24 protein-coding genes and 1 pseudogene are annotated in these 24,097 nt (G+C 71.2%); 12 read left to right on the top strand and 13 right to left on the bottom strand.

From position 1 onward, the window contains the following. Positions 1-54: 54 nt before the first annotated feature. Both ACIBKY_RS44575 and ACIBKY_RS44570 read right to left on the bottom strand, forming a co-directional pair. Positions 55-201: pseudogene (locus tag ACIBKY_RS44575) on the bottom strand (YcaO-like family protein); the annotation flags it as partial. Then, a complete protein-coding gene (locus tag ACIBKY_RS44570; protein WP_397106929.1) occupies positions 198-560 on the bottom strand; it encodes a YcaO-like family protein in 363 nt (120 codons plus the stop codon). The gene ACIBKY_RS44570 and the pseudogene ACIBKY_RS44575, both read right to left, overlap by 4 nt. 343 nt (positions 561-903) lie before the next feature. Here ACIBKY_RS44570 and ACIBKY_RS44565 point away from each other — a divergent pair, with 343 nt between their 5' ends. Both ACIBKY_RS44565 and ACIBKY_RS44560 read left to right on the top strand, forming a co-directional pair. Beyond that, the gene (locus ACIBKY_RS44565; protein ID WP_397106927.1) at positions 904-1,506 is read left to right on the top strand and encodes a superoxide dismutase; all 603 of its coding nucleotides are present in this window, start codon (positions 904-906) and stop codon (positions 1,504-1,506) included. A 6-nt stretch (positions 1,507-1,512) separates the two neighbouring features. Continuing rightward, positions 1,513-2,046 (top strand): GNAT family N-acetyltransferase, encoded by a 534-nt coding sequence (locus ACIBKY_RS44560; protein WP_397106925.1) that lies wholly within the window; start codon positions 1,513-1,515, stop codon positions 2,044-2,046. Between the two features lie 29 nt (positions 2,047-2,075). Here the strand turns inward: ACIBKY_RS44560 and ACIBKY_RS44555 are convergent, their stop codons facing one another. Next, on the bottom strand, positions 2,076-2,882 hold the full coding sequence (locus ACIBKY_RS44555) for an enoyl-CoA hydratase-related protein (RefSeq protein WP_397106923.1): 807 nt from the start codon (positions 2,880-2,882) through the stop codon (positions 2,076-2,078). A gap of 125 nt (positions 2,883-3,007) precedes the next feature. Between ACIBKY_RS44555 and ACIBKY_RS44550 the strand changes: the two genes are divergently transcribed. The 3 genes from ACIBKY_RS44550 (at position 3,008) to ACIBKY_RS44540 (ending at position 5,708) form a co-directional block, all read left to right on the top strand. Next, positions 3,008-3,352 carry a hypothetical protein gene (locus tag ACIBKY_RS44550; protein ID WP_397106921.1) on the top strand — a complete coding sequence of 115 codons (345 nt, stop codon included), beginning with the start codon at positions 3,008-3,010 and terminating at the stop codon, positions 3,350-3,352. Positions 3,353-3,668: 316 nt separating this feature from the next. Further along, positions 3,669-3,812, top strand: coding sequence for a hypothetical protein (locus ACIBKY_RS44545; RefSeq protein ID WP_397106919.1), 144 nt, complete (start codon positions 3,669-3,671; stop codon positions 3,810-3,812). A gap of 186 nt (positions 3,813-3,998) precedes the next feature. Continuing rightward, on the top strand, positions 3,999-5,708 hold the full coding sequence (locus ACIBKY_RS44540; RefSeq protein ID WP_397106917.1) for a chondroitinase-B domain-containing protein: 1,710 nt from the start codon (positions 3,999-4,001) through the stop codon (positions 5,706-5,708). Between the two features lie 267 nt (positions 5,709-5,975). On the opposite strand, the gene ACIBKY_RS44535 is transcribed toward ACIBKY_RS44540, so the two are convergent. Then, positions 5,976-7,136 carry a low temperature requirement protein A gene (locus tag ACIBKY_RS44535; protein ID WP_397106915.1) on the bottom strand — a complete coding sequence of 387 codons (1,161 nt, stop codon included), beginning with the start codon at positions 7,134-7,136 and terminating at the stop codon, positions 5,976-5,978. Positions 7,137-7,157: 21 nt separating this feature from the next. On the opposite strand from ACIBKY_RS44535, the gene ACIBKY_RS44530 reads away from it, so the two are divergent. The 3 genes from ACIBKY_RS44530 to ACIBKY_RS44520 are packed head-to-tail and all read left to right on the top strand — an operon-like array spanning position 7,158 to position 10,667. Then, on the top strand, positions 7,158-7,370 hold the full coding sequence (locus ACIBKY_RS44530) for a hypothetical protein (protein ID WP_397106913.1): 213 nt from the start codon (positions 7,158-7,160) through the stop codon (positions 7,368-7,370). 10 nt (positions 7,371-7,380) lie between these two features. After that, a complete protein-coding gene (locus ACIBKY_RS44525) occupies positions 7,381-8,910 on the top strand; it encodes an ABC transporter transmembrane domain-containing protein (protein ID WP_397106912.1) in 1,530 nt (509 codons plus the stop codon). Beyond that, entirely contained in the window at positions 8,907-10,667 is a 1,761-nt protein-coding gene (locus tag ACIBKY_RS44520) for an ABC transporter ATP-binding protein (protein WP_397106910.1), read from the top strand. Before ACIBKY_RS44525 ends, ACIBKY_RS44520 begins: the two co-directional genes overlap by 4 nt. 72 nt (positions 10,668-10,739) lie before the next feature. On the opposite strand, the gene ACIBKY_RS44515 is transcribed toward ACIBKY_RS44520, so the two are convergent. Next, positions 10,740-10,994 carry a hypothetical protein gene (locus ACIBKY_RS44515; RefSeq protein WP_397106908.1) on the bottom strand — a complete coding sequence of 85 codons (255 nt, stop codon included), beginning with the start codon at positions 10,992-10,994 and terminating at the stop codon, positions 10,740-10,742. A gap of 20 nt (positions 10,995-11,014) precedes the next feature. Here ACIBKY_RS44515 and ACIBKY_RS44510 point away from each other — a divergent pair, with 20 nt between their 5' ends. Continuing rightward, on the top strand, positions 11,015-11,974 hold the full coding sequence (locus ACIBKY_RS44510) for a TAXI family TRAP transporter solute-binding subunit (RefSeq protein ID WP_397106906.1): 960 nt from the start codon (positions 11,015-11,017) through the stop codon (positions 11,972-11,974). A 9-nt stretch (positions 11,975-11,983) separates the two neighbouring features. Here ACIBKY_RS44510 and ACIBKY_RS44505 read toward each other — a convergent pair whose 3' ends face one another. Both ACIBKY_RS44505 and ACIBKY_RS44500 read right to left on the bottom strand, forming a co-directional pair. Continuing rightward, complete coding sequence (locus ACIBKY_RS44505; RefSeq protein WP_397106904.1) at positions 11,984-13,399, bottom strand: ATP-binding protein; 1,416 nt, start codon at positions 13,397-13,399, stop codon at positions 11,984-11,986. A gap of 6 nt (positions 13,400-13,405) precedes the next feature. Beyond that, complete coding sequence (locus ACIBKY_RS44500) at positions 13,406-14,068, bottom strand: response regulator transcription factor (RefSeq protein ID WP_397106902.1); 663 nt, start codon at positions 14,066-14,068, stop codon at positions 13,406-13,408. 144 nt (positions 14,069-14,212) lie between these two features. Here ACIBKY_RS44500 and ACIBKY_RS44495 point away from each other — a divergent pair, with 144 nt between their 5' ends. The 3 genes from ACIBKY_RS44495 to ACIBKY_RS44485 are packed head-to-tail and all read left to right on the top strand — an operon-like array spanning position 14,213 to position 17,184. Then, positions 14,213-15,214, top strand: coding sequence for a tripartite tricarboxylate transporter substrate-binding protein (locus ACIBKY_RS44495; protein WP_397106900.1), 1,002 nt, complete (start codon positions 14,213-14,215; stop codon positions 15,212-15,214). 1 nt (position 15,215) lies between these two features. Next, a complete protein-coding gene (locus tag ACIBKY_RS44490) occupies positions 15,216-15,677 on the top strand; it encodes a tripartite tricarboxylate transporter TctB family protein (RefSeq protein ID WP_397106899.1) in 462 nt (153 codons plus the stop codon). 1 nt (position 15,678) lies between these two features. Beyond that, positions 15,679-17,184, top strand: coding sequence for a tripartite tricarboxylate transporter permease (locus tag ACIBKY_RS44485; protein WP_397106897.1), 1,506 nt, complete (start codon positions 15,679-15,681; stop codon positions 17,182-17,184). A 551-nt stretch (positions 17,185-17,735) separates the two neighbouring features. Here the strand turns inward: ACIBKY_RS44485 and ACIBKY_RS44480 are convergent. The 6 genes from ACIBKY_RS44480 to ACIBKY_RS44455 all read right to left on the bottom strand — a co-directional run bounded on the left by ACIBKY_RS44480 (position 17,736) and on the right by ACIBKY_RS44455 (position 23,926). Further along, complete coding sequence (locus ACIBKY_RS44480) at positions 17,736-18,032, bottom strand: hypothetical protein (protein ID WP_397106895.1); 297 nt, start codon at positions 18,030-18,032, stop codon at positions 17,736-17,738. After that, the gene (locus ACIBKY_RS44475; RefSeq protein ID WP_397106893.1) at positions 18,029-18,316 is read right to left on the bottom strand and encodes a hypothetical protein; all 288 of its coding nucleotides are present in this window, start codon (positions 18,314-18,316) and stop codon (positions 18,029-18,031) included. The genes ACIBKY_RS44480 and ACIBKY_RS44475 overlap by 4 nt, the downstream gene beginning before the upstream one ends. A 104-nt stretch (positions 18,317-18,420) precedes the next feature. Next, the gene (locus ACIBKY_RS44470) at positions 18,421-21,171 is read right to left on the bottom strand and encodes a DUF6493 family protein (RefSeq protein ID WP_397106891.1); all 2,751 of its coding nucleotides are present in this window, start codon (positions 21,169-21,171) and stop codon (positions 18,421-18,423) included. Between the two features lie 414 nt (positions 21,172-21,585). Next, the gene (locus ACIBKY_RS44465; protein WP_397106889.1) at positions 21,586-22,473 is read right to left on the bottom strand and encodes a hypothetical protein; all 888 of its coding nucleotides are present in this window, start codon (positions 22,471-22,473) and stop codon (positions 21,586-21,588) included. Next, on the bottom strand, positions 22,470-23,048 hold the full coding sequence (locus ACIBKY_RS44460; RefSeq protein ID WP_397106887.1) for an RNA polymerase sigma factor: 579 nt from the start codon (positions 23,046-23,048) through the stop codon (positions 22,470-22,472). Before ACIBKY_RS44460 ends, ACIBKY_RS44465 begins: the two co-directional genes overlap by 4 nt. Positions 23,049-23,299: 251 nt before the next feature. Next, positions 23,300-23,926, bottom strand: a complete 627-nt coding sequence (locus tag ACIBKY_RS44455; RefSeq protein ID WP_397106885.1) for a hypothetical protein — start codon at positions 23,924-23,926, stop codon at positions 23,300-23,302. Positions 23,927-24,097: the final 171 nt, after the last annotated feature.

Genomic DNA, 24,097 nt, shown 5'->3' with positions numbered 1-24,097 from the left:
ATCGGCGGCCTTCCACGTGTCCGGATCCAGCGGGCGCAGGCTCATCGTGTAGGAGATCACGGCCTCGGTGAACGTCTTGGTGGCCGCGTCCTCGGCCCGGGGGCGGCACGCCGTACCCAGGGCGACGATCCTTCGTTCGTCCTCGACGAACGCGGCGACGACGGGGACACCGAACTCGGAGGGGATGTGCAGGAAGGTCACCGGCAGATCCAGCTCGGCGAGGTGAGGGTCGAGGGTCCGTGGCCTGAAGCCGGTCGCGGCCTGCCGCTCATCCACCACAGGGTCACCGCGTCGCGTTCCGGCACCTCCAGCAGTGCCGAGCGCTCGGCCCGAGCGGCGGAGGCGCCGTCCGCGATGCCCGCGTTGAGGTGCATGCCGGTGTGCGGCGGGCGACGATAGTGGAGGTGGACCAAAGGCGCGGGGACCGGCACCTCCTCGCCGCTGTACAGGTCGCGTCCGGGCACCCACTCGATCTCCAGTCGCCTGGTCATCGGGACGAAGGGGAAGCTCTTGGCGGCATACTCGCGCGGGAGGTCCCCGGCCTCCCGCACCCTTCGCACGACTACCGCGGACCTGACGGCGTGTGGCGGGTGCACGGTCCCGGCGACCGTTTCACCCGTGTGCACGCCCCCGAATCACTCGCTGTCGTCCTCGTTCCAGCTGAACGCGGCGTCGATGGCCGGCATGTGCGCCCTCACACAGACCTGCAGGTCTTCGATCTCCTCGAACGAGACATGTGCCATGGCCATCCTCCTCGTGGAGAACTTGCGTCATATTCGCAGATGCGAACTACTCGCAAACTAGGTTCCGGCACCCCGAGGGGTCAAGGGGATACCAGATGGCGAGTTATCGCGGCAGTAGTGTAGTTGCGAAGAGTTCGCGACTACGTGCGGAGAGAAGCTGATGGGTCAGTATTCACTGCCTGACATGCCTTACGACTACGCCGCTCTGGAGCCCGCCATCACCGGCGAGATCCTGGAACTGCACCACGCCAAACACCACGCGGCCTACGTCAAGGGCGCCAACGACACCCTGGAGCGCCTCGCCGAGGCCCGCGACAAGGGCGAGTTCGGCGGACTGGTCGGCCTGGAGAAGACCTACGCGTTCAACCTCTCCGGCCACGTCCTGCACTCGATCTTCTGGCAGAACCTCTCCCCCGACGGCGGCGACCGCCCCGACGGCGACCTCGGCGACTCCATCACCGAGCACTTCGGCTCCTTCGAGGCCTTCCAGAAGCAGCTCACCACCGCCACCGCCACCGTCCAGGGCTCCGGCTGGGGCATCCTCGCCTGGGAGCCCCTGGCCCGCCGTCTGGTCGTCGAGCAGGTCTACGACCACCACGGCAACGTCGGCATGAACACCACGCCGCTCCTGGTCTTCGACGCATGGGAGCACGCGTACTACCTGCAGTACCGCAACGTCCGCCCCGACTACGTCGAAAAGCTGTGGAGCCTGATCAACTGGGACGACGTCAACGCCCGCTTCGCCGCGGCCAAAGGCGCCTGACCTCCGATGAGCTCGGCGCCTGCCCACCAGTTTGGTCCAGAACAGCGGGCAGGCGCCGTACAGGCCCGCATCCTCCTCGTCTCCGCCCCGGACGTCGCCGCCTTCCTGCCCGCGCTCGCGGACGTCGGCGGCTCCACCTTCACCCGGCCGCCCTGGCGCGAGCCCTACCCCGCCGCCCGCTCCGTCGCCTCCCGAGCCCTCGCCGACCGCGCCCGTCCCGGCTTCGTTCTCGCTCTCGCCGTGCACGGCGATGAGGTGTACGGCTTCGCCTACGGCCACCGCTGCTCCGCGCTCGCCCTCCTCGCCTCCCGCCCGCCCCGCGACGACTTCACCCTCAAAGAGCTCGCCGTCCCGCCTTCCCTCCAGGGACACGGGCTGGGCGTACGTCTCCACGACGCCGTGCTCCGGGCCGCCGGCGACACCACCAAGTGGCTCGCCACCCACCCCGGCGCCAAGGCGGCCATCGGCCTGTACCGCCGCAGAGGCTGGCGCACCGCCCTGCTGCACCGGCCCGACCGCATGATCATGCGACGCGATTGACACCCACCGTGCGGTCCTGGCCACAGGTGTCAGTCGCTCCATTCCGGGCGGCGTTTGCCCAGAAACGCGGACATGCCTTCGCGGGCGGCGACCGTTTGCGAGGAGGCGGCCATGACCTCGGTGGCCAGCCGGTAGGCCTCGGCCTGGGGCAGGGACAACTGCCGGTTCAAGGTCCGCTTGCCCAGAGCCTTGGAGGCGCGGCTGCCCCGGGTGGCACGGCTGAGCAGGTCGGCCACGGCGCCATCAAGGTCGCCGGCGGGTACCACCCGGTTGAGCAGCCCCCACTCCAGAGCCTGCGCGGCGGTGATGGTGTCACCGGTGTAGGCCAGCTCAGCCGCACGCTTACGGCCGATGTTGCGGGCGATGGCCACCATGGGAGTGTGACAGAACCAGCCGCCCTTCCCACCGGGCGCGGCGAAGCCCGCGGAGTCGGCGGCGACGGCCAGATCGCAGGCCGCGACCAGCTGACAGCCCGCCGCGGTCGCCAGAGCGTGGACCCGGGCGACGACCGGCTGCGGGACGGACTCGATCAATTCCATCAGCTGGAGACAGGCGTCCAGCAGGGTACGCACCGCGGCCTCGTCGGCCTCGGCCACATCGGCGAAATCATGCCCGGCGCTGAAGACCGGACCTGACCCGGCCAGGATGATCCCCGAGGCGTCGCTTTCACCCGCGGCATCGAACGCGGTGATCAGGTCGCGCAGATGCGACAGCGACAGGGCATTGCGGCGCTGCGGACGGTTCATCGTGATCGTCACGAAATCGGCTTCACGACTGACGAGTACATGATCGAGATTCATGGGCGAACTCCCTGATGCTTGCGCGGTTACGACCACGAGCGCATTGTTCCCACCTCGCGGCGGGCGGACGTGCCCAGGCCCCCACCCATCCGCGTCAGGGACTTCACACGAATAGCTCCCGACCGCCGGGCGAAGGCACGGCCGGATGAATGGAGCAGAGGGTGCCCATAGGATCACATTCCCTACGACGGCGGCTGATACCGCTGCTCGCCGTCGTGGCCGTGCTGGGTGGGGGAACCGTACCCGCGTCCGCGTCGGCGTTGCGCGACTTCGACGCGGTCACCACCGTCAACGAACGGAACGTGTGGAAGCACATGGCGTTGATCGGCGACGAGTACGCGATCTACAACGACACCGGGCTCATCGAGGGGCCGGCGCCGATCAGGCAGAAGTGGCCGTTCCTGCCCGAGCAGTTCACCCACGACGTCGACTCGGCGGGGATCGCGTTCAGCGGCCCCGGCTTCCGCTGGCGGCACACCTGGACCAAGGGCAACCAGGCGAGCTGACGACAACGGGCCATCGACAAGCACCGACACCATCTCAGTGGAAGTCGCCATCCAGCCGGCCAAGCCTCCGCCTGACCCACAGAAGCAGTTCCAGCCCGCCTCACCAGTTCGGCGGCACCGCCAATCCCGACCTACCGACCAGACCAAAGCCGCCACACCCGCTCAGATCCCACCAACCGAACTCGCGTGTGTTCCCGATGAGCGTCCTTCAGCCCGGCTGAACTCACTGCGGACGTGCCGTCAACGAACGTGTCACCAAGCCCCAAGCGCGGGTGATCATGACGGATGAGGCGGTTGCAATGGTGACGCCGTCCCCGTGGCTCGACGCCTTCCGGCCAGGCGGTGTCGTCGCCTGCTGACCTGCTCGCCGCACCTGACCGAGACCAGCGTCGTAGTCGCCGACGTGCTCAAGGGCCGGGACGACTTCGAGACCCTCGGGGCCCGCGCGCACCTGCCATAGGTCGGATGACTGAGCATCGGTCCTTAGGTGCAGTTCTGGCCCCACCGGCACAACGCCGACGCCATTTTCCTGGCACTTCTCCAGAAAATGTCCTAGCACAGGGGCCCTTGCCCTCACAGGCGTTTACCTCTAGCCTCCGTGATCATCGGGCGGATTGCGTAATCCTCCTACGTCTAGGGAGTGCGTGTGCGACGTTTACTGGCTCTGTGCGTCCTGTCCACCATGCTCGTGGCGGCCCCGGCCCACGCGGAGGCGCAGACGCTGTACGAGGCAGAGGACGCGACGCTGGTCAAGGCGGTCGTCTCCAACAGGTCGCCCGGCTACAGCGGCTCGGGCTTCGCCGACTACGACTCCGCGACGGGCGCCTACGTCGAGTTCGTCGTCCCCGCCGACACGCCTGCCGAGGTCGACCTGATCTTCAGGTATTCCAACGGCAGCACCGTCGATCGCCCGCTGGACGTCGCGGTGAACGGCGTCAAGATCGCCACCCGGCCCTTCTCGCCCTCCACCGACTGGGCCACCTGGCGCTCCACGACCGTGCGCGCCACCCTGAAGGCCGGCGCCAACACCGTACGCCTGACCACCACCATCGCGAACGGGCCCAACCTCGACAAGGTGACGGTGCGCCCGGTGGGCGAGGAGCCGGGCGGCACCGTGGTCACCTCGATCGCCGCCCTCACCGAGGCCATCAGGACCGCGCAGCCCGGACAGCGCATCGTGCTGGCCAACGGAACCTACGCCGTCAACGCCGCCATCCCGATCGCCGGCAGGAGCGGCGTCACCATCGCCGCCCAGTCCGTCGGCGGCGTCACCCTCACCGGGTCCAGAACCTTCACCTTCGACAGCTCCGCGAACGTGGCCGTCGAGGGCTTCGTCTTCAAACAGCGGACCGGCATCATCGTCCCGTCGAACTCCACCGGCATCCGCATCGCCAGGAACACTTTCCAGCTCGCCGAGGTCGACGGCGCCGAGACTCACTTCCTGGACGTCCAGGGAGACGACGCGGAGGTGGCCAACAATCTCTTCGCGGGCAAGACAGAGCACGGCGTTTTCCTGCAGGTCGGCGGCGCGACGATGCCGCTGCGCGTGGCGATCAGGCGCAACCACTTCCGCGACAACACCTCCACCGTCAACGGCAGCGAGGGCATCAGGCTCGGCCTCGGCGCCCTCGGGCAGGTCTCGGCGCGCGCGGTGGTGGAGCACAACCTGTTCGAGAACGTCGTGGGCGACGACGAGGTGATCTCGGTGAAGGCTTCGGACTCCGTCGTACGGCACAACACCATCCGAGGTGGTGCCAAGGGTGTGCTGACGCTGCGCTTCGGCTCGCGCAACACCGTCGAGGGCAACCACATCATCGGCGGCGACAGGGGGATGCGCGTCTACGGCGCCGAGCACACCATCGTCAACAACCACATCCAGGGCGTACGGCGGGACGGTGTCTACCTCGGAGCCGGTTACGACGCCATCCACGACGCGGCCGTCAGGGTCAAGGTGCTGCTCAACACCGTCGTGAACGCCGGTGGCGCGGCCATCTCCGCGCAGGGCGGCTCCAACCCCGCCACCTCCCCGCTGGTCGCCGACAACCTGTTCGCCCGCGCCTCTCAGGGCACGCTGATCTCGCTCGGCAACGCCGTCACCCCCACCGTCCGCGGCAACCTGTCGTGGGACACCGTCTCGGGAACCAACCCCAAGCTGGTCCAGGACGCCAACGGGATCCTTCGTCTCAGCTCCGGCAGCCCGGCCGTCAACGCGGCCAAGGGCGGCTACCCGGCCGTCTCGCACGACCTGGACGGCCAGACCCGCCAGGGCGTCGCCGACGTGGGTTCCGACGAGTACGCGCCGGAGATCGGCCCCGGCCCGCTGACCGCCGCCCAGGTGGGCCCCACGGCGGGCTAGCGAGCCGTCCTCAGCCTGGTCGGCGAGGTGCCCACCGGCAAGGTCCGGTATGACGACCTCAAGGCCGCCGTCGTTCAGGCCCAGGCTTCTCCATGCCCGTGCGCATGGGGTGAGCCGGACTGCCATCCGAACCGCGCTGGCCGAGCTACTACCCCGGCCAGCCGGGCCTGCCCCACGCTCCTCCCGACCGAAGGCGCTACCGAAGCGCCCAGCCAAGTTACTCGCTGGCACCACCAACGGCTGTCCACGGGTTCCTCAGCCCCGAGGTCAGGCCCGGGTCAGGATGCGGAGCCTGCCGAGGGTGATGAGCAGGATCAGCAGGGCGGCGGCGACGGTGACGGCGCTCCAGGCGGGCAGGACGGTGGTGGCGGGGATGAGCAGGGCGGTGGTGGCCAGGCTGGGCAAGTACCAGCGCAGGGTGGTGCGGGGGCGGGTGCCGTAGCGCAGGTCGAGGACGGCGGCCGCGGTGGTGTAGGCGAGCAGGCCACCGCACAGGGCGGCGCGGGCGCCGGGCGGGAGTGTGTGCAGGGGTTCGGTCACGGTGGTGTCCAGGGCGGCGGCGAGGACGGTGATCCCGGCTACCTGGACGAACGGCAGGTACATGATCGCGTCGCGGATCCGGCGGGTGGCGGCGGTGTGGTGGGCGCGTCGCAGGCCGCGGGCGGTGCCGGGCGCTCCCCACAGGTAGAAGATCGTGGCCAGGGCGGTGATCGTGGCGAAGCCGGCGAGCGCGGCGATGCCGGAGGCGGGGGTGAAGTGGCCGGCCAGGGCCAAGACGATGGTGAGCACGCTTTCGCCGAACACGATGATGACGAACAGGCCGATGCGTTCGGCCAGGTGCTCGGCGGCCAAGGCGGTGAAGACGGTACGGACCACGCCGGCGCGCACGGCGAGCAGAAGCAGTTCCAGGCCGACGGCGATCGCCCACAGCACGAAGCGGGCGGGGCCGGGGACGGCCGCTGAGATGGCCCACAGCAGGGCGGGGAGCAGGCCGTACAGCAGGGGCTGGAGCAGGGGGAAGGTGTTGGAGGCCGAGCGGGCGGCGCGCCACCACAGGGGCAGGTACACCAGCCGGACCCAGGCGGCGCCGAGGGCGTAGGCCCAGGCGCGTTCGCCGAGGCCGTCGGGGATCGCGGCGGCCATCAGGCCGAGGCCGGGCATGGCGGCCACCAGCATCGCCTGGGTGCGCCAGTTGGCGGGGCCGAAGACGTTGACGGTCACGGTCAGGTTGATCCAGGCCCACCAGGCGGGGAAGAACAGGGCGAGGAAGGCGGCGAAGTCGGCCGGGTGGGGGTCGCCGTGCAGTTCGTGGGCGAGCTGGTAGAGGGTGACCACGAAGACGAGGTCGAAGAACAGCTCGAACCAGTTGGCACGCGAACCCTCCGCGGGCTGCCCTGCGCCGTCGTTGCGTGGGTTCGTGTCGCTCACGCTTCATGCTGACCCGGACTCGTGGTGCGGGCGGGGCGGCACGCCGTACGGCTCGGATCAGGGACTGGGGATCGGCTGCGTGCCTACTACCGCGAGCGGGGCTTCGCGTACCGTGGCGACGTCGCCGTCACGGGCGCACCCGGGCCGCGCCACGAGGTGGGACCGATCACCTGGGTCAGCCGCTACAAACGGCCGTTCGAGGGCGGGCAAAGAGGCACCAACTCCATGCTCTAGCGTGATCATCATGAAGGCGGCTCGGTATCTGTGCTGGCTGGCTTGGGCGCAGAAGGGCCGGGTCGCGCTGGGCGCGACGCTGGGAACTCTCTGGATGGCGGGCCTGACGCTCCCGCCGTACCTGCTGTCCAGGGCGATCGACGACAACCTGGCGCCCGGCTGGGTGCTGGCGCTGCTCGGCGCGGGCCTGGTCAACGCCTGGCTGGCGATGTTGCGGCACCGCACGATGACCAAGATCCGGATGGACGCCAACTTCCGCACCGTGCGCGCCCTGGTCGAGCAGATCAACAAGCTGGGCGCCGACCTGCCCAAGCGCGCTTCGACGGGCGACGTGGTGACGATCGGCATCGGCGACGTCATCGCCATCGCCGCCTCGCTGACGGTGACCGGCCCCGGCGTGGGCGCGGTGATCAGCTACGGCGTGGTGGCGGCGCTGCTGCTGCAGGTCTCTGTGGTGCTGGCCGTGGTGGTGCTGCTGGGCGTGCCGCTGCTGGCGCTCCTGCTCGGCCCGCTGCTCGGGCGGCTGATGAAGGTGCAGAACGGCTACCGCGAGGCCCAGGGCAGGCTGACCACTCGCCTGGTCGACCTGATCGAGGGGCTGCGGGTGCTCAACGCCTTCGGCGGCAAGGGCACCTACGCCGAGCGGTACTGTGCCGACTCGGCGAGCCTGCGCGAGCAGGGCTACCGGGTGGCGTCGCTGACGAGCTGGATCGGCGCGCTGGGCGCCGGATTGCCCGCTCTGTTCCTGGCCGCCGTCACCTGGCTGGGCGCGCGGCTGGCCGCCGAGGGGACGATCACGGTGGGCGAGCTGGTCGGGGTATACGGGTACATCGCCGTACTGGTGGTGCCGGTCTCCTTCTTCATCGAGGGCAGCTTCCAGATCAGCCACGGCCTGGTCGCCGCCCGCCAGGTCACCCGTTTCCTCGCGCTGCGCGCCGAGGGGCGACTGCGCGCCGCGGAGCCCGCCGGTCCTGAGGTCGCGCCGGGGAGCCTCATGGGGCTGGTCAGCGCCCGGCCCGAGGAGAGTGTGGCGCTGCTCGAAGGGCTGGGCGGGTTCGACGGCGCCTGCTTGATCGCCGACCACGACGCCACCCTGTTCGCGGGCACGCTGCGCGAGGTACTCCAAGGCCGGGGCGAGGCGGACGACGAGGCCATCCAGCGGGCCGTGCACGTCGCGGTGGCGCAGGACGTGGTCGCCGGGCTGCGCCACGGGCTCGACTCGATGATCGAACCCGGCGGCCGCAACCTGTCGGGCGGCCAGCGTCAGCGCGTGCGCCTGGCCCGGGCGCTGCTGGCCGAGCCCGAGGTGCTGCTGGCCGTGGAGCCCACCTCCGCGCTGGACGCGCACACCGAGTCCCTTCTCGCGGGGCGGCTTCGTACGGCACGCGCCGGCCGTACGACGGTCGTGGCCACCACCTCGCCGCTGCTACTCGCCCAGGCCGACCGGGTGCTGTTCATCGAGGACGGGCGGGTGGCCGCCGCCGGCACCCACCACGAGCTGATGGAGTCCACCCCCGCCTACCGATCGGTGCTCGCATGAGGCGCGACCTGCCCATCGCCGACCGCCGGCAGGTACGGCGGGCCGCCCTGCGCCTGGTCAGGCGCGACGTGCCGGGCTTCACCGCGACACTGCTGCTCAACAGCCTGGCGGCGGCCGCAGCGCTGGTCAGCCCGTGGTTGCTGGGCCGCATCATCGACGCCATCAGCGCCGGAGGCACGGTTGACCTGCTCGCCGCGACCGCCGTGAGCGCGGCGCTGGCCCAGCTGGTCCTGTCCCGGTACGCCGGGAAGATCGGCACCCGCTTCAGCGAGCGTGTCCAGGAACACATCCGCGCCGAACTCCTGGACCGCGTGCTGGCCCTGCCCGCCGCAACGGTCGAGCACATCCGCACCGGCGACCTGACCGCCCGCGGCACCACCGACGTGGCCGTCGTCGGCCGCACCCTGCGCGACGCCGCCCCCGCGATCCTCGTCTCGAGCCTGCAGGCGCTCTTCCTGATCGTCGCCGTCTTCCTGGTCGACCCGGTCCTGGGCGTCTGCGGCCTGCTCGCGATGGCCGGGATCGTGGCCGCCTCCCGCTGGTACCTTCGCCGCGCCCACCCCGCCTACCTGGAGGAAGGCGCCGCCCGCTCGGAGCTGGCCGAGCACCTGGCCGCCAACGCCGCGGGCGCCCGCACCATCGAGGCCCTGGGCCTGCAGGCCAAGCGCACGCGGGCGGCGGAACAGGTGATCGAGCGCAGCCGGGCCGCCCAGTTGCGGACCCTCTTCCTGCGCAGCGTGCTCTGGCCCTCGGTGGAGGTCTCCTCGCTCCTGCCGCCCGTGCTGGTGCTGCTGCTCGGCGGGGTGCTCCTGGACCGCGGCCAGGTCACGCTGGGCGCGGTCGTCACCTGCGTGCTCTACCTGCGCCAGCTCGGCCAGCCGATCGAGACGATCCTGATCTGGCTGGAGCAGTTGCAAAGCAGCGGCGCCTCCTTCGCCAGGATCGAGGGCCTCGCGACATCGGCGCGGGAGGAGGTCGCCGCCGCGGCGCCGCAGGGCGACCGCATCGAGGCGTGCGGCGTGCATTTCGCCTACGAAGGCGGCGACGACGTGGTGACCGGCGTCGATCTGACCGTACGGCCCGGCGAGCGCCTGGCCGTCGTCGGCCCCTCCGGAGCCGGCAAGTCCACCCTGGGCAAGCTGCTGGCCGGCGTCGACCGCCCCCGCCTGGGCACGGTCACCGTCGGCTCGGTGCCCGTCGCCGACCTCTCTCCCGCCCAACTCCGCGAGCACGTCGTCCTGGTCACCCAGGAACAGCACCTGTTCCTCGGCACCGTCCGCGACAACCTGCTGCTGGCAGATCCGACGGCCAGCGACGACCGCCTGGGCAAGGCGCTGGCGGCGGTCGGCGCCGACTGGGTCGCCTCGCTCGACGACGAGCTGGGGTCCCAGTCGTCCGGCGCCACCCTCGGCCCGGACCGGGCCCAGCAGCTCGCCCTGGCCAGGGTCATCGTGGCCGACCCGCACACCGTCATCCTCGACGAGGCCACCGCCATGCTCGACCCCCGTACGGCCAGGCGCGCCGAACGCTCGCTCGCCGCCGTCCTGGAGGGGCGGACCGTCATCGCGATCGCCCACCGCCTGCACACAGCCCGCGACGCCGACCGGGTGGTGGTCATGGACAACGGCCAGGTGGTGGAGGTCGGAGCCCACGACGAGCTGGTCGCGGCGGGCGGGGTGTACGACGCGTTGTGGAGGTCGTGGCAGGACTCGCGAAGTGTAGGCACTGAGCAGCAACCAATCGGCCAGTGGCGCTAGGGAGCCGTTGGGGCTCCGGCTATCGCCACTGGCCATTCTGATGCGGAGGGTGGGGCGTCCCTCGAACCCGGGTCAGTCGATGAGGTTCACGGTGCGGCGGAAGGTGGCGGCGGTGGCGGCCTCCAAGTCCCTCAGGATCTTGCGCCAGTCGGCGGTCTCGGCCTCGTCCATGCCGACCCAGTTCTGGGCAGCGAACTCGCCGGCGTGTTCGGCGGTCTCGGCCAGCTTGCTCAGGACGTTCCCGGCGCTCGGCCAGCAGGCCCTTCTTTCCGCCCTTGTCGGCGGAATGTCGCTTGTACTGCGCGGCGATGCCCAGCGGGTCTTCAAACCGTCCCTATCATCTCGCCATGGTGTCGAATGTGGTGCCCCGGCTCAGCCGGCGGGCGGTGCTCGTGGCCGCCGGCGGGATGCTGGCCGGGTGCGCCACGGGCCCGGAGGCCGACGTGGTACGGCTGCGCCTGGCGACGGGCCCGGCGGGGGCGGTGTACCGGCGGATCGGCGGCGCGCTGGCCGAGCACGTCTCGCAGCGGGTGGCGGGCGTGACCATGAGCACGGTGCCGAGCGGTGCGTCCACCGACAACATCCGGATGTTGCGCGCCGGGGAGGTCCACCTGGGGTTGTCCAGCCTCGACGCGCTCATCACCGCCGACGGCGGCGCGCCCCCGGGGCTGTCTGCGGTCTGCCGGCTCTACGACAGCCATCTGCATCTCGTGGTCATGGCCGGATCGCCGATCAGGGCGCTGCGCGACCTCGTGGGCAAGCGGGTCTCCCTGGGTGCGCGTGACTCGGGCACGGAGTTCACCTCGCGGCGGGTGCTGGAGCTGAGCCGGGTCGCGGCGGTGGGGCGGCTCCTGAGCCAGGCGGAGTCGGCGGCGGCCCTGCGGGACGGGGCGATCGACGCGATGTTCTCGCTGACCGGGGTCCCGACTCCGGCGATCACGGAGCTGGCGCTGCGGCACCGGGTGCGGCTGATCCCGCTGGACTCGCAGGTGGACGCGCTCTTCACCGCCTATCCCGGCCCATACAGCCCGGGGACGATCCCGGCGACCGCCTACGCGGGGGTACCGGCGACGCCTGCCATCGCCGTGCCGAACGTGTTGCTCGTGCGCGACGACGTGGCCGCCGATCTGGTGCATGCCATTGCCGACACGATCTTCACGCACACCCGGGCGATCACCGGGGGCGGGAACTCCGGCCCCGAGGCGGTGCCGGAGGCGTGGCACATCAATGTGCGTACCGGGATCTCCACCGGCCCGGTGCCACTGCACCCGGGCGCGGCCGCGTGGTTCCGCGACCGCAAGCACTGACCGGATGCCCTATCCGGCCTCGCCCCGTACGGCCGGCAGTGTGATCACCGTCGCGAAGCCGTGTCCCGGGCCGTGGGTGGAGCCGTCGGGGCGCGGCAGCCCGTCCTCGATGCGCAGCCCGCCCCCGGCCGCGCCGACCAGGTCGGCGCAGATCGCCAGGCCCAGACCTGTTCCCGGAATGTTCTGGTGCCGGGGTGAGCGCCAGAAGCGCTGCAACGCCTGGGACCGTTCGGGCTCGTCCATGCCCTGGCCGTCGTCGCGGACGGCGATCGTGATCACCTCGTCGCGGGCGCGAGCGGAGACCTCCACGAGGCCCGCGTCCGAGAACCGCAGCGCGTTGCTGACCAGCTCGTCCAGGACGCTGCCCAGCCCAGCGGAGGGCTCCAGGACCCGCAGGCCCGGCGGTACGTCGACCAACAGGCGTTGCCCCGCCGTACCCGTCAGGGCCCGCCAGCGCTCCAGCCGGGTGGCCAGGACCTCGTCGAGGTCGACGGGCGAAGCCGTACGGATGCTCTCCATGCGGGCGCTGGCCTGCAGTGAGTTGAGCAGGTCGTGCATCGCCTTGGCCTCGTCGACGGCCATCTCGTAGACCGGCCGCCCCTCCGCCCGGAGATACGGCTCGACGCTCTCCACCGCCAGGCGCAGGCTCGTCAGGGGGTTGCGCAGCTGGTGGGAGGCGTCGGAGACGAACGCCCGCTGCCGCCTGACCGCGTTCTCGACCGCGTCCATCATCGTGTTGAACGAGCCGGCGAGCCGCCGCAGCTCCATCGGGCCCGCCTCGGCGTCCGCCCGGATCGTGAGATCGCCCTGGGAGATGCGCGAGCTGGCCGCGTCCAGCTCGCGCACGGGCCGGAGCACCCACGCCGACACCGGCCAGGCGACGGCCACCAGGCCGATGAGCGGCAGCAGTCCGAGTCCGGCCAGCTGGGCCCAGCGGACGAGGATGCGGTGCCTGGTTTTCGACAGGTCCGAAATGGTGACGACCGCGCCGACGACCTCGCTGTCGCGGCCCACCGGCTCGGCGACGACCAGGGCGGCGTCGTCCCACGGCGCCCACTCCCCCGATGGCTCCGAGCGTGTGCCCGCCAGCGCCGCCGTCACGATCCTGGGCAGGGCCGGCTGCGCCCTCGCCGCCTCCAGGTAGGCTCCCGACGGCCCCAGCAGTACCGCGCCCGAGGTGTCGATGACGGCGGCCCGGATGCCGTAAAGCTCGTGGTAGGTGGCGAGCTCCTGCTGCAGCGCCTGCGTCCGGCCCGTCGACAGCGCGGCGTCGGCCAGCGAGGCGAAGCGGCCCGCGTCGTTGAGCCGGTCGACGTAGGTCTCCTGCATCTCCCGCTCGGCCACCGTGACGCTGAGCGGCGCCCCGAGCGCCACGACGAGCAGTACCGCGAGGGGTACCAGGACGACCAGCAGGCGGCGGTGCACGGCGGGTCAGGCCTGGACCCGGTAGCCGACCCCGTGGACCGTCCGGATGGGAACCGCCGGACCGAGTTTGTGGCGGACCGCGGCGATGTGGGTGTCCAGGGTGCGGCTGGAGGCCTCCCAGGCCGCACCCCAGACCTGGTCGAGGATGGCCTCGCGGCTGACCACGTTCGGCGCCCGGCGGGCCAGCAGCAGGAGTAACTCGAACTCCTTACGGGTCAGCGCCATGGGCACGCCGTCGACGCTCACCTCCCTGGTGCCCAGGACGATCCGCAGCGGGCCCAGTACCAGCGGCTCGTCCGGGTGGCTCAGCGACCGGGCGACCCTGGTGCGCCGCAGGACGGCGTCGATCCTGGCCAGCAGCTCGGGGACCCCGAACGGCTTGACGATGTAGTCGTCCGCGCCGGCGCGGAGCCCGCGTACCCGCTCGTGCTCCTCGGAGCGCGCCGTCACCGCGATGACCGCGGTCTCCGGACGGTCGCGCAGCTTGCGGATCACGTCGAGCCCGTCGCCGTCGGGCAGCCCCAGGTCGACGAGGACCACATCGGCCGGATCAGCCTGTACGGCTTCCGCCGCGGTGGCGATACGGCTGACGTCGAACCCCGATTGAGTCAGCACGGTCACCAGCGCCCGAGCCACGCGGTCGTCATCCTCGATGATGGTGATCCGCATGAAGGCGGATTGTAGGGGCATGTCCGATGCTTGTGTTACCCCCGAATTTCTTGGGATTCTTTTGACACCATCCGCGCTCCCGCCATCCCAGACTTAGGCCGCGCACTACGACACCTGCGCCTGCCCTGCCGAGGAGGCCGCGATATGCCTAGGACCAGCACATTACGGATGATCGCCACGATCGGCGTCCTGTCCCTCGCCGCCGCCTGTGGTGCAGGTGGGAGCACGGGCGGCGGCGGAGGTTACCCGGAGCAGAACATCACCATCGTGGTCCCGTTCAGCGCGGGCGGCCCTACCGACACCGTCACCCGCATGATCGCCGAGCCGATGGCCGCCAAGCTCGGCGCCAAGATCGTCGTCCAGAACGTCGAGGGCGCGGGCGGCACTGTCGGCGCGGACGAGGTCGCCAACGCCAACCCCGACGGCTACACCGTGCTGATGCATCACATCGGCATGTCCACGGCCCCAGCCCTCTATGCCAACCTCGGCTTCAAGCCGCTGGAGAGCTTCGAGATGATCGGCCTGGTCACCGAGGTGCCCATGACGATCGTCGCGGGCAAGGACTTCGAGCCCAAGACGCTGCAGGAGCTGGTGACCTACGTGAAGGCGAACGCCGCCAAGGTCACCCTGGCCAACGCCGGCGTGGGCGCCGCCTCCCACCTGTGCGGCCTGCTGTTCCAGACGGCAGCCGGGGTCAAACTGCAGGAGGTCCCGTACAAGGGCACGGGGCCCGCGCTGACCGACCTGGTCGGCGGCCAGGTCGACTTCATGTGCGACCAGACGACCAACACCAGCGGCCAGATCACCGCCGGCGAGGTCAAGGCCTACGCGGTCACCACGCCCGAGCGGGTCAAGAGCCTGCCCGACGTGCCCACCACCGCCGAGGCGGGCCTGCCCGACCTCAAGGTGAGCGTCTGGCACGGACTGTACGCGCCCAAGGGCACGCCACAGGACGTCGTGCAGAAGCTGACGGAGGCGTTGAAGACCGCGCTGGCCGACCAGAAGGTCATCGACCAGATGGCCAAGCTCGGCACAGAGCCGGTCAAGGCCGAGGACGTCACCCCGCAGGCGCACCGCGCCAAGCTGGAGGAGCAGCTCCGCATCTGGGGCAAGGTCATCGCCGACGCAGGGGTCAAGGCCTCCTGAGGTGAAGCGCAGCCGATCCTTTCCCGACGTCCTCGCCGGGGGAATCTTCGTCCTGATCGGCGGCGCGTTCGCGGCGGGGTCGCTCGGCTACGAGCTGGGCACCCCGCTGCGGATGGGCCCCGGCGCCTTCCCGCTGCTGGCGGGGTTGATCGTCGCCGCCTTGGGCCTGGCGATCGTCGTCAAGGGCCTGGTGGCGGGCGAGCTGATCGAGTTCGGGCGGATCCCGTGGCGGGCCGCCGCCGCGATCAGCGCCGCGCTCGTCTTCTTCGGGCTCACGGTCCGCGGCCTTGGCTTCGTCCCGGCCTCGGCCGTGACCGTCCTGCTGACGACGCTGGCCAGCGCCCGCGTGCGCCCGCTCGTGGCCGTGGCGGTGACGGCCGGGCTGACCGCGGCGGCCACCGTCATCTTCGTCGTCGGACTGCGGCTGCGGATCCCGCTGATCGGCCCGTGGCTAGGAATGTGACATGGACCTCCTCGACAATCTCGCCCTGGGCTTCTCGACCGCCCTGCTGATCCAGAACGTCGTCTACTGCTTCGTCGGCGTCCTGCTCGGCACCGCGGTCGGCGTCCTGCCCGGCATCGGGCCGACGGCGACGGTGGCGCTGCTGCTGCCGATCACCTTCAACTTCGAGCCGGTCACGGCGCTGATCATGCTGGCGGGCATCTACTACGGCGCGCAGTACGGCGGCTCGACCACGGCCATCCTGATCAACCTGCCCGGCGAGTCATCGGCGGCGGTTACCGCCCTCGACGGCCACGAGATGGCCCGCCAGGGCCGGGCGGGCGCGGCGCTGGCGGCGGCCGCGGTCGGCTCCTTCATCGCGGGAACGGTGGCGACGGTGGTGCTGGCCGTCGCAGCCCCTCCCCTGGCCCGCGTCGCGTTGCAGTTCGGGCCCGCCGAGTACTTCTCGCTCGTGCTCCTCGGCCTCATCGTCTCGATCTCGCTGGCGCGCGGCTCGGCGCTGAAGGCCCTGGCGATGATCGCGCTGGGCGTGCTGCTCGGCACGGTCGGCCAGGACATCTACACCGGCACCCCGCGTTTCACCTTCGACCAGCGTGAGCTGTTCGGCGGCATCGACTTCGTATCGGTCGCTGTGGGCATGTTCGGCGTCGCGGAGATCCTGCGCAACCTGGAGAACAAGCACGCCCGCACCACCATCGCCGGCCGGGTGCGCAACCTCTGGCCCACCCGCGAGGACCGCCGCCGGATCATCGGCCCGATCCTGCGCGGCACCGGGCTCGGCGCCGCGCTCGGCGTGCTCCCCGGCGGCGGTCACGTGCTGGCCTCGTTCACCTCCTACGCCGTCGAGAAGCGCGTCTCGAAGCGCCGGGAGGAGTTCGGCCACGGCGCGATCGAAGGGGTCGCCGGCCCCGAGTCGGCGAACAACGCCGCCGCGCAGACCTCCTTCATCCCGCTCCTCACCCTCGGCCTGCCCGCTCACCCGGTGATGGCGCTGATGGTCGGCGCCTTCATCGTCCACGGCATCACCCCCGGACCGAACGTCATCACCGACGAGCCGGCGCTGTTCTGGGGTCTGATCGCCTCGATGTGGATCGGCAACGTGCTGCTGGTGCTGCTCAACCTGCCGTTGATCGGCATCTGGGTACGCATGTTGCGCATCCCCTACCAGGTGCTCTTCCCGATGATCATCCTGTTCGCGGCGATCGGGACCTACTCCCTGGGATTCAACGCATTCGACGTCTACGCGATCGTCTTCTTCGGGCTCCTGGGGTACGTCCTGATCAAATGCGGCTGCGAGCCGGCGCCGCTGCTGCTCGGGTTCGTGCTCGGACCGCTGATCGAGGAGAACCTGCGGCGGGCGCTGATCATCTCGCGTGGCGACGCGACCGTCTTCCTGACCCGGCCGATCTCGGCGGTGCTGCTGGGGCTGGCCGTGGCGGCCCTGGTCATCGCGGCGCTCCCGGCGATCCGGCGGCGTCGCGAGATCGTGTTCACCGAGGAGGACTGACCCCGTTCTGGAGATCGATCGATGCCGAGGGCCTTGAGGATCTCCCAGACCGTGGCGGCGGCGGCCTTGATGCCGAGCGCGGCCAGCCCGCCGTGGATACGCCGGCATCCCCACGAGGAGTTCCCCCGGACCAGCCTCAACACCAGGACGCGGATGGATCGAACGGTTCGCGGGCGTCCCCACCGCCGATGAGCACTGGTTACGGCATGCCGGCGCCCCAGCAGATCACGATGCCGGCACGGTCAGCTGATACCGGAGCATCAAGATCCCGATGTCCTACTCGCGGTCGCTCGCGGACAGCAGCCCCAGAATCGAGAAGACGGTCGTCACCGTGAGGTAGGCCGAGCGCAGCACGACCGATCATCATGCCGCTCACCGAGGCGCTCGGGACACCCGTCGGCCCGAGATCGCCCTTCCGTGCCCACGACCTGCGCGGATGAACATCCGGCCCCCGCGGGGAAAGGCAGGCCGGTTCCTTGCCCAGCCGCGGGCATGCGCGGGCCGACCAGGTCGTCCACGCCCCCTCGCCGCAACCGCGATCTCTGGCGCGCTCAGCAGAAGGAGCCGATCGCCCATCCCGAGTGGAACGCGACGTACCGGCAGGTGAAGGTCGCCGGTGAGGGGTGATGCCCCGTCAGCAGGGTGATGGTGGCGGACCCGGTGCCTCCCGTGGGCCCGGTGCAGGTGATCCCCGTGACGTTCCAGCTGCTGGTCCATGAGTTGAAGTAGCGGCTGCCGTATTCGCACACGTAGGCGCGCTCAGAAGGCGGCGGGTCGGCCAGGGCGGGCGCGGGTGCCGCTGCCGCGATCGAGGCGGCCGCCGCGACGGCGATGCTCAGCCTTCTCACGCCGCGCTCTCCTTTCGGCAACCGTCGGCTCCCAGGAAGCCGTTCCAGGAAAAGGCGCTGGCACAGCGATAGGTGCCCGCGTTCGTGCCGAACCGGAGCGAGACGAGGACGTCGACGCCGCCCCAGCCGTCGCAGGGGTTGGCCGAGATGTGCCCTTGGGTGACGGTGCCGCCGAAACAGGTGTAGGACCCTGCGGCGGCGTGGGCGGCTCCGCCCACGACCGGCGAGGTGACGAGGGCCGCCGCGGCCAAGGCCACGACGGTGAAGCGCGGGATGAGTGGCACGGTGTTCCCTCCTTGGCGCATGCTGTGGATTTCGCCCCAACGCTAGGAATGTCGCCAGATGCCGCCCAGAGGCATCCGTCACCAGTTGATGTGCGTTCTTCACATCAGGCGGAGATCACCTCGTGCAGCCGCCGGGCCTCGTGGAGCACCAGGCTCGAACCCTTGCGCGCGGCCAGCTCGGCCAGCCCTGGCAGCTCATCTCGTGCGCCTGCCTGCGCTGCGGCCCGTACGGCGACCCTGAGCAGCTCGCCCAGCCCCGCCCTGACCTTCTCCCCCGGCCCGGGCAGCAGCAGCGGCAGCGCCCGCGTCAGGGCGGCCCACACCTCGGCGTACGCCCCGGCCGCCGTGACCTCGTCGAGGACACCGGTGATCCGGTTGAGCTTGACCTGCTCGCCGCGGACCATGCAGGCCACGGCAAGGCCCAGGCCGGCGGCGGGCAGTTGCCCATGAGCGGCCAGCGTGATGATCGCGCCGGCGGCCTCGGCCCGCTCGGCGGCCCGCTCGTGGCCCATGCCGGTGACGATCGCGCTCGCGGTCGCGAGGCCCACCGGGCCGTCGCCGTGCGCCAGCGCGGCCACGACCGCCACCTGGCCGTCGCTGCCGGTCATGAACCACGGCAGGCACTCGAGGACGTGCGCGGCCACCGCCTCCCGGTGGGAGGGCATGAGGGGCGGCCACCACACCATGTCCCGGGAGTGGGCGGGATAACCGGTCTTGGGCGCCAGCGTCCACAACGCGGCCACCTGCTCGGGCACACCCTCCGGCGGCGTGAGCCGGGCATGCGCCTCCTCCAGCGATTCGCGGTAGTACTCCGGGCGGGGGTAGGTCTCCATGGCCCAGGTCACGACCGGATCGGGCAGCCCACCGGCCCGCAGCACGTCCGCCAGCCGCCGGCCCGCCCGCGACGGCAGTTTCTCCGCCCGCGCGATCAGCTCCGGGTCGATCGGCTTCAGGCTGATCGGCTCCGGGTCGATCGGCTCTGGGTTGATCGGCTCTGGGTCGATCAGCTCCGGATCGATCAGCTCCGGGTTGATCGGCTCTGGGTCGATCAGCTCTGGGTTGGTCTGGCGTGGTAGCCGCAGCAGTGCCTGCGCGAAGTCGTGCTCCGGCGGCTCGGTCTCGCCCAGGAGTTCCATGCGCGCGACCAGGGTGGCGGCCGCGACGTGCCCCGTGGCCGCGGTGGGCGTGGCCAGCAGCACGGGGATCGTCTCACCCCGCTCGAGCAGGGTCACCACCTCGCGAAAGCGCTGCCGGACGAAGCGCTCCGGCGCCGGGACGGTGTCCGGCCGGTGGTGGTCGTCGCACGCCGAGGTCAGCGCGCGGCTGTCGGCGGGCGAGACCACGGCCAGCGCACAGCGCTCCAGCAGGAGGCGGATGTCCTCGTCGTACCAGGACGCGTAGGCGGCGGCGTCGAAGGGATGCCTCCAGTTCGAGCGCCACCAGGGCTGCAACGCTGCCACGACGGCGTCGCGGTCGTGGCAGGTCAACGTGACCAGGGCGGCGAGGATGCGCTCGAAGCGCGCGGGGCTCTCCGGCCACAGCGGTCTGTCCAGCTCCGCGGCCAGCTCCGCCACCGACGCGATGGGCGGGTCCAGGGCGGGCAGCGGCCGGGCGGTCAGCGTGGGGGCGGCCCCGGGTTCCTCCGCGACCTCCTCCACCGCGCCGTACCCGGCGGCCAGCCGTACGCGCAGGTCGGCGGGGAGCCGCGCGGCCGCCTCCCGGATCGCGTCCCGGGCCTGCGCGCAGGCGTGCGGAGCGAGCTTGACCGCGGCCCGGACGGCACGCTCGCGCAGGCTGGGCGTGTCCACGAGGAACACCGCCGCCAACGCGCCCACCGCCAGGCCGCCCCTGGACTGCGGGGCGGCCGCGATCCACTTCACCGCGGCCGTCATGTGCTTCTTCTCCGGCCGGTACGCCAGCGCCTCGGCCGCCTCGGCGAACAACTCGTCGCCCAGCGCCCCCTCGGACTCGGCCCGCCGCAACTCCTCCACCGCGAGCTGGACGACAGAGGAGGAAGCCGACGGCAGCATCCGCACGAAATCGGCCACGGGGATCTCGGCCACCCGTGGCGCCAGCTCCCGCCACAACGCGATGAAAGGCCCTGCCTCACCCGTGGCCACCCCGGTCAGAAACCGGCTCACGCACCCGTCGATCAGCGCCTGGCGCGACACGCGGCCCGTCGCGGACAGCGCGGCCAGTTCGCCGATGATGGTGGGGACGTCGGCCGAGAGCCGGTTCGACTCCAGCACCTCCGCCACGCCCTGCGCACGGAACAGCCGCGGCAGCATGTGATCGAGCAGCTGATCCTCGCCCAGCGCCGGCGCTGCCCGGTGCATCCGCCGCTGATAGGCCAGACGCGCCACCCACCCGGACACGAACGCGTCGTTCTCCGGCGGCTCGACCCCCGTCTCGATCACCAGCGCCGCGGCCAGTTCCCAGCCGCCCCGCGCCCGCATGCGCCACCACAGCGGCCCGGTGCCCGGCCGCAGCCGCCGCACCAGCCGGACGGCCAGGTCGCGCCGCCACGTCTCGGGCCGCCGGGCGAGCAACGCCATGACCTGGCCGGTACCGCCCTGCGCCTGCGCCCACGGCAGGTCCCGCCGGTAGAGCCAGGACGCCACCTGCTCCGCCCCGCCGAAACAGGCCACCCCCGCCAGGCGGTAGCGGGTGACGACCCGCTCACCGTTGACCCCGGCCCGCATGCGCTCGGCCAGGTGGGCGGGCAGCTTCCGGGCCAGCGCGCGCCGATCGTCGTCGCCGAGGGCGTTGAGGTCCGCCACGAGGCTCGTGAGGGACCCGCTCTCGATCCGCCCGAGCACCCGGTGCACCGCCGGGCCTACCGTGTTCTCGATCACGGCCGGCAGCCTAGTGATCGCCACCGACAACCCGGCGGGCCGTCCGCCTCCTGGGGCGTGCGGGAGAAGGGCACCGGTCCGGCGCGCGGGCGAAGTGTCCTGGCGGCGCCGGCCGACTGCCGCCGATAGAAGCTTGGCGGCGTCTCCCGTGAGGTCGCTCCCAGGACGGCGCCCTTGTTCTTGCGCGGGCCGTCCGGGTGAGCGCCCTGGGCGATGGTGTGGAGGGCGTGGGCAGCCCGCTCGGGGGGATGCGGCGGGCCGGCTTCGTCACCAGGAGCGCGGCCAGCGCCGGGGCCAGCGGCCCCGCCCTGCGCGCGGGGGCCGGGTCCTGCGTCAGCACGGCGGCCATCGCGGAAAGCTCCACCCCGTCGGCGACGCCGGGTTGTGAGGCCGGCGCCGCCGCGGGTGGCCAGGTCAGTCGCGTGTGGAGCCGCCTGTGGCTGATGTGTTCAGCTGCGCGCTCGTCCGGCCGGTGAGCTCCTCGAGGGAGACGCTGCGCCTCGACCCGTCCTGGAGGATCGCCGTGACGCTCTTGACGCCGCCACGAGGCGAGGTGTTCTCGCGCTGCTCTGTCGTCGGCGCGTCCGGCCACCAGGCCGCGAAGTAGCCGCCGGTGACGGTCGCGCTCACGCTGCCTTTCGCCTCTGTGGAGAGCTCCAGACCCACCACGTTGGCACCGACCCTGCCGGTCACGACGCGCACGCTCTCCTCGCTCGTGCTCATGACCGCGCCGAGGTCGGCCCGCGCCGAGGTCGCGGGAACGGGCGGAAGCGGTTGTGCGTCGGGCCCCGGCGTGCTGCCCGTCGAGCCGACGAGGTCGCCATCGTGGAGCAGGCAGGTGATTTCGGCCAGGTGGCTGCTGTCGTCGTTGACGTAGACGAGTGTCCATGGTCCCCGGCCCTCGGTCACCAAGGGCCGGAAGCCGAGCTCGCGCCCGGTTGTGCGCTTGGCGGTGTCTTGGGCGTTGTCGAGGCACTTCTCCTGGGCGTCGGCGGCCCGGTCACCGATTACCGCGTGCGGCGTCGCGGTCCAGGCTGCCATCGCCGAGCCGCCGCCGAACACACCGGGCAGAAGCAGCAGCGCTGCCGTGATGCCGGCGGCCACCCCTGCGCCGACGGCGGTGATGCGCCTGGTGGTGAGCAGGCGAGGGCTGCTGGTCGAAGGTGCGGGTGCCTGCATCGGGTCGGTGGCCACCACCCGGGCCAGCAGGGCCCGAGCCTTGGGGTCGATGTTGGCGTCCAGGTCGGCGGGGGTGACGGCCGGGTCGAGGTCGCGCAGGGCGTGATCGAGGGTGTCGTTCATCGCATGCTCCGGGAGTCCACGGTGGCGGTCGCCACGGGCTGGGTTGTGGTGGCGGGCGCCGCGTCGGCGTGGTGGCGCAGGGCACGCCGGGCCCGGGTGAGCCGGAGCCGGAACGCGACGGGCGAAATACCGAGCACCCGCGCGGCCTGTGGGGCTGTGAGGCCATCCCACACGGCCAAGGCGAGCGTCTCTTGGTGACGCGGGCTGAGCCGCCGCCACCCTTGGACGAGGTCGAGCCGGCGTGCCACCAGCTCGGGGTCCAGCCCGACCGCCGCGGCGCCGGTCAGCTGGCTGTCGGCGATGCGGACGGTGAGCGCCTGCCGCCGCCGGTCGGCCCGCAGCCCGTTGCGCAGAGTGCGGTGCGCCACGCCGAACAACCAGGCCCGCGCCTCATCCGCCGCCGGCGGCACGTCGTCCAGGCGCCGCCAGGCGACGAGGAACACGTCGGCGACCACGTCCTCGGCGTGGGAGGGGTGGACGCGACGCTCGACGAACCGCAGCAACGCGGCATACGTCTGCTCGTAGAGGTGGGCGAAGCGCTGGGTGCGCGGCGGCCCGGTGTCGGTGACGTTCATGTCTGGGTCATGTCCGGCAGGCTCGCAGGTGTGTCGCGAACCGTCATGACGAGGCGTCGGTCACGGCTTCCTCCGTGCTCTCGCCGGTGACATCGTGTGCCGCCCTGGCCACTAGCGTCGACCACATCCGGATCGCCATGACTGGTTTACGAACGAGATCCCCCTGACCGACGATGTACGTGCCGCGGTCGAAGACGGCCAAGCCGCCCTCGGTTTGGCGCGTAACTGGCAGAGCGGTTTGCTGCGGTCGTTCATGGGTGGTAGTGCTGGGCCAGCATGGTGATCTCCGTGCCGTCCGAGGAGTTGAAGGTGGCGGTGTGGAAGGCGCGGAAGTGCGGGTCCAGGTTGCCGTGATCCACGCTCAGCTCGGGTGTGGCGCGCAGTAGCTTGACGAACGCCGCCGCGCCGTAATGCGCGGGACGGGGTCCGTCGCTCATGTCCACCAGGATGACGGTGGCGTGGCAGGTCAGCCGGTAGGTCTTGGCGGGGCCGGGGACGGGCTCGAAGTAGGCGTCGTTGTCGACCTTCGGGCCGCACACCATGATGGTGGGCTTGGCCTTCACTATCACGCGGTTCCCGTCGAGGGCGATCTCGTTGATGCTGAGGACGTCGGGGGCGGGGACGCGGTGGACGCCGCGGCGGTCGCAGATCTTGGGGCGGGGACGGGGCACGGGGCCGGTTGTCGCGGTCGGCTTGGGCAGGGCCCTCGCGGGCGAGGCGGACGGCGAGGCCGGGACGGGCTCCTGCGCGGGCGGGCTGGTCGCGGGCTGGTGCGTCGCGGCAGTCTGCGCGGTGGGCGGTGGGGAAGCGCGAGGAGTTGTACAGCCGGCAAGGGCCAGCGCGGCGGCTGACAGTGCGATCACGCGCAGCGTGTTCATGCTGAACTCCCCGGGAGGCCAACGATGGTGATCGTGAGTGTTCGACGACGCATGAAGCGGGAAAGTTCAGGCGCGATTCACTCCGCCCACACCCACCTATCTCGTCGGCGAAGTAGGTCGAGGTTGGCTCGGCCGTACATGCTCTCTTGATCATTTTCAGTCGGTTCATGG

Origin of the sequence: Nonomuraea sp. NPDC050394, from assembly GCF_044459065.1 — a bacterium.
GTDB lineage: Bacteria > Actinomycetota > Actinomycetes > Streptosporangiales > Streptosporangiaceae > Nonomuraea.
The sequence above is the reverse complement of the archived record's forward strand: the minus strand, read 5'-3'. Positions and strand labels throughout refer to the sequence as shown.

What these genes read in the sequence shown, in the direction of transcription:
- ACIBKY_RS44465 (WP_397106889.1), bottom strand. Translation starts at nt 22,473, where the DNA reads ATGAACGACACCCTCGATCACGCCCTGCGCGACCTCGACCCGGCCGTC.
- ACIBKY_RS44520 (WP_397106910.1), top strand. Translation starts at nt 8,907, where the DNA reads ATGAGGCGCGACCTGCCCATCGCCGACCGCCGGCAGGTACGGCGGGCC.
- ACIBKY_RS44525 (WP_397106912.1), top strand. Translation starts at nt 7,381, where the DNA reads ATGAAGGCGGCTCGGTATCTGTGCTGGCTGGCTTGGGCGCAGAAGGGC.
- ACIBKY_RS44510 (WP_397106906.1), top strand. Translation starts at nt 11,015, where the DNA reads ATGGTGTCGAATGTGGTGCCCCGGCTCAGCCGGCGGGCGGTGCTCGTG.
- ACIBKY_RS44455 (WP_397106885.1), bottom strand. Translation starts at nt 23,926, where the DNA reads ATGAACACGCTGCGCGTGATCGCACTGTCAGCCGCCGCGCTGGCCCTT.
- ACIBKY_RS44500 (WP_397106902.1), bottom strand. Translation starts at nt 14,068, where the DNA reads ATGCGGATCACCATCATCGAGGATGACGACCGCGTGGCTCGGGCGCTG.
- ACIBKY_RS44565 (WP_397106927.1), top strand. Translation starts at nt 904, where the DNA reads ATGGGTCAGTATTCACTGCCTGACATGCCTTACGACTACGCCGCTCTG.
- ACIBKY_RS44495 (WP_397106900.1), top strand. Translation starts at nt 14,213, where the DNA reads ATGCCTAGGACCAGCACATTACGGATGATCGCCACGATCGGCGTCCTG.
- ACIBKY_RS44460 (WP_397106887.1), bottom strand. Translation starts at nt 23,048, where the DNA reads ATGAACGTCACCGACACCGGGCCGCCGCGCACCCAGCGCTTCGCCCAC.
- ACIBKY_RS44560 (WP_397106925.1), top strand. Translation starts at nt 1,513, where the DNA reads ATGAGCTCGGCGCCTGCCCACCAGTTTGGTCCAGAACAGCGGGCAGGC.
- ACIBKY_RS44485 (WP_397106897.1), top strand. Translation starts at nt 15,679, where the DNA reads ATGGACCTCCTCGACAATCTCGCCCTGGGCTTCTCGACCGCCCTGCTG.